This is a genomic window from Mycobacterium sp. (assembly GCF_035570115.1).
Taxonomy (GTDB): domain Bacteria; phylum Actinomycetota; class Actinomycetes; order Mycobacteriales; family Mycobacteriaceae; genus Mycobacterium.
Genome location: NZ_DATMLH010000050.1, coordinates 20,419 through 27,111, shown reverse-complemented (window position 1 = coordinate 27,111; position 6,693 = coordinate 20,419). Strand labels below are relative to the sequence as shown.

At 66.8% G+C, this 6,693-nt stretch carries 6 protein-coding genes; 4 read left to right on the top strand and 2 right to left on the bottom strand.

Annotated elements, in window-relative coordinates; translation table 11 throughout:
- Nucleotides 1-588, bottom strand: a 588-nt coding sequence (locus VNW74_RS03585; protein WP_325675235.1) for an SDR family oxidoreductase, incomplete at its 3' end; no start/stop codon positions are given.
- A gap of 142 nt (nucleotides 589-730) precedes the next feature.
- On the opposite strand from VNW74_RS03585, the gene VNW74_RS03580 reads away from it, so the two are divergent.
- From VNW74_RS03580 to VNW74_RS03570, 3 genes are read left to right on the top strand one after another with little or no spacing between them, the layout of a single operon-like run.
- Nucleotides 731-1,669: a class I SAM-dependent methyltransferase gene (locus VNW74_RS03580; RefSeq protein WP_325675234.1), complete on the top strand. Its 939-nt coding sequence runs from the start codon at nucleotides 731-733 to the stop codon at nucleotides 1,667-1,669.
- 11 nt (nucleotides 1,670-1,680) lie between these two features.
- On the top strand, nucleotides 1,681-2,598 hold the full coding sequence (locus VNW74_RS03575) for a class I SAM-dependent methyltransferase (RefSeq protein ID WP_325675233.1): 918 nt from the start codon (nucleotides 1,681-1,683) through the stop codon (nucleotides 2,596-2,598).
- Between the two features lie 7 nt (nucleotides 2,599-2,605).
- Nucleotides 2,606-3,517 carry a class I SAM-dependent methyltransferase gene (locus VNW74_RS03570; RefSeq protein WP_325675232.1) on the top strand — a complete coding sequence of 304 codons (912 nt, stop codon included), beginning with the start codon at nucleotides 2,606-2,608 and terminating at the stop codon, nucleotides 3,515-3,517.
- Here the strand turns inward: VNW74_RS03570 and sppA are convergent.
- Entirely contained in the window at nucleotides 3,514-5,307 is a 1,794-nt protein-coding gene (gene sppA / locus VNW74_RS03565) for a signal peptide peptidase SppA (protein WP_325675231.1), read from the bottom strand. The two genes, VNW74_RS03570 and sppA, sit on opposite strands and share 4 nt — an antisense overlap.
- A gap of 65 nt (nucleotides 5,308-5,372) precedes the next feature.
- Between sppA and VNW74_RS03560 the strand changes: the two genes are divergently transcribed.
- Nucleotides 5,373-6,299 carry an LLM class flavin-dependent oxidoreductase gene (locus tag VNW74_RS03560; RefSeq protein ID WP_325675230.1) on the top strand — a complete coding sequence of 309 codons (927 nt, stop codon included), beginning with the start codon at nucleotides 5,373-5,375 and terminating at the stop codon, nucleotides 6,297-6,299.
- Nucleotides 6,300-6,693 lie beyond the last annotated feature (394 nt).

Genomic DNA, 6,693 nt, shown 5'->3' with positions numbered 1-6,693 from the left:
CTGATCCCAGATCTCGGTGTCGACGGGCCCCGGCTCGATCAGCTTCACGCGGACGCCCGTGCCGTGCAGGTCGACGGCCATCGACTCCCTCCAGCCGCAGAGCGCAAACTTGCTGGCGCAATAGGCAGCCTCGTGGATGATGCCCAGCCGGCCACCCACGCTGGACACGTTGACGATGACGCCGTGCCCGCGCGCGAGCATCCGGGGCAAGACGGCCAACGTCAGCCGCATCGGGGCCAGGAAGTTGACTCGCATGACGTCCTCGACCTCGGCCGGTTCCAGCGCATCGACGGCCCGGCGCTTCGGCATGGCGGCGTTGTTGACCAGGACGTCGATGCCGCCCAGGTCGTCCCATGCCCGCAACCCCAGTTCGCCGACCGTCGCGGTGTCAGCCAGATCGGCCACCCACATCGTCGAGTCGGCCGAGGTGCTGCGGCAATCCGCCAGGATCTCGGCAAGACGTTCCGAACGGCGGGCGATCAGTCCCACCACCGCGCCGTGGCCGGCCAGCCGCCGGGCCAGGGCGGCACCGATGCCCGATGACGCGCCGGTGATGACCACCCGCTTTCCTGCTACCGAGTACGTCATGGCCACAGCGTGGCGCGAATGGCCATTTGTGACATGGGTTTCGGCAATATGCGTGGTTAAGCGGGAGCTAAATCGGAATTAGTGGCGTGGTAAGCTCGTTATATTGGCTAAGTATCAACCTGGCTTCTTGTAGGGGGTAGCGATGGCACGTACCGACGACGACACCTGGGATCTGGCATCGAGCGTCGGGGCGACCGCCACGATGGTCGCGGCGTCCCGCGCGATGGCGAGCAAGACCGAACACCCACTGATCAACGACCCCTTCGCCGAGCCGCTGGTTCGGGCCGTCGGCCTGGACCTGTTCACCAAACTGGCAACCGGCGAGTTGACCCCGGCCGACCTCGAGGACGACAGCGACGGTGCTGCCCCGGGCGTGCAGCGGATGACCGACAACATGGCAGTCCGCACCAAATTCTTCGACGAGTTTTTCATCGACGCGACCCAACGCGGCATCAGGCAGGCGGTAATCCTGGCGTCCGGACTGGATGCTCGCGCCTACCGACTTCCCTGGCCAACGGGCACCACGGTGTACGAAATCGACCAGCCACAAGTCATCGAATTCAAATCCCGCACCCTCGCCGAGTTGGGCGCCCAGCCCACCGCCTTCCGGCGCGCAGTCGCCATCGATCTACGCGACGACTGGCCGGCCGCGCTGCGCGCAGCGGGCTTCGAAACTGATCAGCCCAGCGCGTGGAGCGCCGAAGGCCTACTCGGCTACCTGCCGCCCGAAGCACAAGACCGTCTGCTGGACACCATCACCGCGCTCAGCGCGCCGGGCAGCCGGATCGCGACCGAAAGCGGGCCCACCCGTGAACCCGGACACGAGCAGCGGATCAAAGAACGCATGCGGACCGTGTCCCAACGCTGGCGTAAGCATGGACTCGATCTCGACATGACCGAGCTGGTCTACTTCGGCGACCGCAACGAGGCGGCGGTCTACCTGTCCGAGCACGGGTGGCAGATGGCTGGCAGCAGCATCCGGGAACTGTTCGCGGCCAATGGTTTACCGCCCATCGAGCAGGACGACCTGCCGTTCGCCGACCGTCTCTACGTCAGCGGCACACTGACCGACAAGAAGTAGGAGCCATCAGCATGACACACGCCCACTCCGGAAGATTCGAAGGCGACAGCTGGGACCCGGCATCCAGCGTGGGAGCGACCGCGACGATGGTTGCGGCCTCGCGCGCGATTGCGTCACAGGGGCCCGACCCGCTGCTCGACGATCCGCTGGCGGACCCGCTGGTCCGTGCGGTGGGCTTGATTCCGTTCGTCCGCCTCATCGACGGAGAGGTCAGCGTGGATGACGACCCGGCGCTGACTGGCAGAACGCGAATTGAGCAAATGGCGGTGCGGACAAGGTTTTTCGATGACTTCTTCATCACCGCCACCGAGGCCGGCATTCGACAGGCGGTGATCCTGGCTTCTGGCCTGGACACCAGGGCCTACCGCCTACCGTGGCCGGCCGGGACGGTGGTCTACGAGATCGACCAGCCGCAGGTGATCGAATTCAAGACGAACGCGTTGGCCGATCTCGGCGCCAACCCGACCGCCGAGCGCCGCACGGTCAGCATCGATCTGCGATACGACTGGCCGGCAGCATTGCGGCAGCAGGGTTTCGACGTGAACCAGCCGACAGCGTGGAGCGCCGAAGGGTTGTTGCCCTACTTGCCCTCGGAGGCCCAGGACCGATTGTTCGACAACATCACTGCGCTCAGCGCGCCGGGAAGTCAACTCGCCACCGAGCACACCTCCGACCCGGGCGCCTTCTCCGCGGAAAGCGTGCAGCGCATCAGCGAGCGATGGCAGCGCGCCGGCTTCGACCTCAACGCGGCCGACCTCTTCTATCAAGGCGAGCGCAGTATCGTGATCGACTACCTCACCGGCCACGGCTGGCAGGTGGCCGCCCATCCGGCCCCGGAGCTGTATCAGCGCAATGGATTCAGGTTCCCGGAAGAAGAGGCGATGGCTTTGTTCCGGAGCATGAGCTACGTCGCCGCCACCCTCGGATAGGGTTGCCGTGACGCGCACGGATGACGACAGCTGGGATCTGGCCTCTAGTGTGGGTGCGACCGCGACGATGATCGCCGCCGGCCGGGCGATGGCGACGAACGACCCCCGCGGACTGATCAACGACCCGTTCGCCGAGCCACTGGTCCGCGCCGTCGGGCTGGATTTCTTCGTGAAGATGATCGACGGCACGATTGACTTCTCGGCGATCGAGAACGCATCGCCGGCGCGCAGGGAAGCAATGATCAACGGGATAGCGGTGCGCACCAGATACTTTGACTCCGCCCTGCTGACGGCCATGGACGGGGGTGTGCGTCAGGTGGTGATCCTGGCGTCCGGTCTGGACTCCCGGGCCTATCGGTTGAATTGGCCGGCCGAAACCGTGGTCTATGAGGTCGATCAGCCGAAGGTGATCGAGTTCAAGACGACCACGCTGGCCGGTATCGGCGCTCAGCCCTCCGCCGAGCGCCGTACCGTCGGCATCGACCTACGCTACGACTGGCCGACAGCGCTGCGTGCCGCCGGCCTGGACACCGAAGCACCGACGGCGTGGCTGGCCGAGGGTCTGCTGATCTACCTGCCGCCCGAAGCCCAGGACCGGTTGTTCGACAACATCACCGCGATAAGCGCGCCGGGCAGCACCGTAGCCACCGAATACGTTCCCGGTCTTAAGGATTTGGACCCGGAACGGGTCCGGGAGCGGACTGCGCCTTTTCGCGAGCACATCGACATCGATATGCCGTCTCTGGTGTATACCGGGGAGCGCACCCATGTCGTCGAATACCTGCGCGCCAAGGGATGGGATGCCGTCGGCACCCCTCGCGCGGAGTTGTACGACCGCGACGGACTCGAACTTCCCAGCCCAGAGGATGACGAACCGCTCGGCGAGATCATCTACGTCAGCGGCACACTCGCGGGTTAGAAACGGGACTCCCCCAGCCACAGCACGCTGGCACCGCTCAACGTCCGCTCGGCCTGTTCCACGATTCCGGCCACCGACTGAGCGATCAACGCGCCCAATGCATCCGGTAACGATGCGGCGGTCGGTAGTGAAGACGGGCGTGGCCGCAGGAAGTCCCACAGCGACGAGCCCGGATAGCCCACAATGCGGACTTTGGCGTCTTCGTCCAAGCCTGCCAACACCTTCGCGCGGCGCACCGCAGTTCGCAGGCCGCCGAGTTCGTCGACCAAGCCGTGCTCGAGGGCATCGGCACCGGTCCAGACGCGTCCCCGGGCAACCGCCTCCACCGCCTCGGCAGTCAGGTTGCGGCCCTCGGCGACCCGCTGCACGAAGTCGGTGTAGAACAGGTCCGCTTCGGCCTCGACCTGGGCGTGCTGCGCGGGAGTGAACGGTGCGTTGATCGACCAGGCGTCGGCATTGGCGTTGGTGCGCACCGCATCCGACCCGACGCCCAGTCGGCCCTTCAGGTCCCGGGCGACCAGCTTCCCGGTCACCACGCCGATCGAACCGGTGATCGTGCCGGGGTTGGCCACTATCGCGTCTGCGCCCATCGAAACGTAGTAGCCGCCGGAGGCGGCGACCGCGCCCATCGAAGCCACCACCGGCTTACCGCGATCGCGCGCCTTCTTCACCTCCCGCCAGATGGTTTCCGACGCGGTGACCGAACCGCCCGGGGAGTCGACGCGCAGCACGATCGCGGAGACCGAGTCGTCGGCGGCTGCCTCCCGCAGCCCCGCCGCGATCGTATCGCCGCCGGCGCTGGAGCTGCCGAACGGCAATACTCCCCGCCCGCCACGGCCGCTGACGATCGGACCGGCAACGGCGACGACGGCGATTGTCGACTTCGGTTTGCGGCCCGGCACCGATGGCAGCGCGGATCCGCCCGGCCCGGTCGCGCGGGCGTAGCGGCTCAGGTATAGCCGCGGCGGCGCGTTGTCGCCGTCGGCGTCGCCGGTTTCAGGCGAAATCTCCCCGACGCCAACAAGTTCTGCGATCCGCGCATATGCCTCGTCGCGGAAGCCGATGTGGTCGATGAGCCCGGCGGTCACGGCGTCCTCGCGCAGCAGCGGCGCGCGATCGGCCAGCGCATCGAGCGAGTCGTGGCCGATCTTGCGCGAGTCGGCGACCGCCTGCCATACCTGGGCGCGCAAGCTCTCCAGCAGGCGGGTGTCGGCTTCTCGGTGGGCTTCGGTGTACCGGTCTTCGGTGAAAAGGTTTGCCGCCGACTTGTATTCACCCCGCGCGATGAACTGCGCTTCGATGCCGGCCTTGTCCAGCGCGTCGCGTAAGAACAGGGCATTGGTGGCGAAACCGATCAACCCGACGGTTCCCGACGGCTGCATCCACACTTCGCCGAACGCCGATGCCAGGTAGTAGGACAGCGTTCCCGGATACGTCTCGGCCCACGCCAGCGACGGCTTGACCGCGGTGAACGCGGCGACGGCTTCTCGTAGCTCCTGGACCGGCCCCGTCGCGGCCGCGGGAAGCTGCACACGCGCGATCAGGCCGGCAACCCGCGGATCGTCGGCGGCTCGGTGCAGCGCGGACACGGCTTCGCGCAGCAGCAATGGGCGGCCGCCGCCGCTGACGATCGCCAGCGGGTCCAAGCCGCCGGCTTCCGGTGGCGCGGCGCGCAGGTCGAGCTCGAGCACGCAGCCTTTGGGCACGCCGTGGTGGCGGGCGGTGTCGACCCGGCGAGCCAACGCGCGTACCTCGTCGACACCCGGCGGGTCGGGCAGGAAGGCAAACATGTGTTGAGCCTACCGATGAGCGGCGGCGCCCCGCGGCGACGGCGTGCGGACCGTACGGTGGTGGGGTGCGATTCTCCATCTCCATCCACCAACTTGACCCCGCCGGAGTCGACGCGGCCGGCCTACGCGACTACCTGACTCGGGCCGAGGAGCTCGGTTTCGAGGGCGGCTGGGTGCTCGAACAGGTCGTCGGGGAAGCGCCGCTGTTGGCGCCGCTGGAACTGCTGGCGTACGCCGCGGCCTGCACCGAGCGGCTGCGGTTAGGCGTGGCCGTGCTGGTCTCGTCGTTGCATGATCCGCTGCAGCTGGCCTCGTCGGTGACCGCGGTCGATCGGCTCAGCCACGGCAGACTCGACGTCGGGGTGGCACCCGGCGGCGGCTTCCGCCAGTTCGCCGCGTTCGGGGTGGACAAAGCCACCTACATCAGTAGCTTCACCGAGGGACTGGAGTTGATGAAGGCGGCGTGGTCTGACGAGCCGCGGGTGACGTTTCACGGCCGATTCCGCCAGGTTGACGACCTGCCGATCCAGCCGAAACCCGTGCAGCGGCCGCATCCGCCGATCTGGTTCGGCGGTCAGGCCGCCAAGGCGCTGGCCCGCGCGGTGCGCCACGGCGACGCGTTCCTGGGTGCCGGTTCGTCGAGCACCGCGAAGTTCGGCGAGGCCGTGAAAACGGTGCGTCACGAGCTGGTCGAACAGGGCAGAGATCCCGCGCACTACCGGATCGGCAAGCGCGTTTATCTGATGATCGATGACGACCCGGCGAGGGCGCACGAACGCGTCCTGGCCGGGTTGCACCGCATCTATGGTGCGATGCCCGGCGTCGAGGCGGTGCCGGTGTCCGGCACGTCCGACGACGTCGCAGCGGGATTGCGCGAGATCATCGACGCGGGCGCCGAAATGTTCCTGCTCAACCCGGTCGGGCGTGACCTGGCCGAGGATCGCGAGCAGATGGAACGCCTTGCCGCAGAAGTGGTTCCGCAGCTGCACTAATGCCGAGGTGACGCGGGGACGGTGTGTTCTGCGGAGGTCAGCTGGTGAACAGACCCCCGAGCGGCCCGATCAACCCGATGTAGTCGGTGACGATTCGGTCCTGCGACTCAATGCTGGGTGTCGGCATGGTCGTGCCGCCCATCATTAACGCGTTCAGTGGGTCGTCCGGATTGTCGGCCCGGGCGATCGGCGCCGCGATTATCGACGTCAGCGCCAGAAATACATCGAGGCGCCGGCGAACAGCGCCAATGACAAAGAGCGGCGGACCTGCTTGTTAAGGCTCACGGCGACTCCCGGAAGAAAGAATTAACTTTGCCTAAAAATTTCTCAGAAAACAAGGACCGCGACGGTTCGCGTAACGGCGGTCACGGTATGACCAGTAAGCGGTATAACC

What these genes read in the sequence shown, in the direction of transcription:
- VNW74_RS03575 (WP_325675233.1), top strand. Translation starts at nt 1,681, where the DNA reads ATGACACACGCCCACTCCGGAAGATTCGAAGGCGACAGCTGGGACCCG.
- sppA (WP_325675231.1), bottom strand. Translation starts at nt 5,307, where the DNA reads ATGTTTGCCTTCCTGCCCGACCCGCCGGGTGTCGACGAGGTACGCGCG.
- VNW74_RS03580 (WP_325675234.1), top strand. Translation starts at nt 731, where the DNA reads ATGGCACGTACCGACGACGACACCTGGGATCTGGCATCGAGCGTCGGG.